The sequence below is a fragment of the Desulforhopalus vacuolatus genome (assembly GCF_016918505.1).
In the GTDB taxonomy this organism is placed as follows: domain Bacteria; phylum Desulfobacterota; class Desulfobulbia; order Desulfobulbales; family Desulfocapsaceae; genus Desulforhopalus; species Desulforhopalus vacuolatus.
In genome coordinates this window covers 1-422 of the sequence record NZ_JAFFPZ010000125.1, presented here as the reverse complement: position 1 = coordinate 422, position 422 = coordinate 1, and the positions used below count along the sequence as shown (strand labels likewise).

The 422-nt window shown below is 65.4% G+C and carries 1 pseudogene; it reads left to right on the top strand.

Features of this window, described 5'->3' with window-relative positions:
- A pseudogene (locus JWG39_RS16190) lies at positions 1 to 422 on the top strand (AraC family transcriptional regulator); the annotation flags it as partial.

Sequence of the window (422 nt, the reverse complement as noted above, 5' to 3'; positions counted from 1 at the left end):
CCATCGAGATGGACGCCCGTACTCTGGCCTAAGTCCGGGTCACCGGCCCCTATGGCGAAGGGTATGACGCCGTCTGCAACCGCCTGCACCAGTGGGCTGCTGCGCGCGGGCTCGAGCAGGGGGAGTGGATCTTCATCTACCACGACAACCCCGAGGTGACGCCACCGACCCAGTGCCGTACCGACATAGGTGTCACGGTGCCGGTGGGAACCCTTGGGACGGGTGAGGTGGAGACCCAGCTCATCCCCGCCGGGCGTTACGCCCAGTCCCGCTACCTCATCACGGATCGCAACCAGTACGGGCCGCGCTGGCAGGAGCACATAGGCGACATCGTTTCCGCCGGGCTGGCGTTCGGCGACGGCCCCTGTTTCGAGCTCTATCACAGCATGAGCAATGATCCCCTGCAGGACGACGTGAGCTTC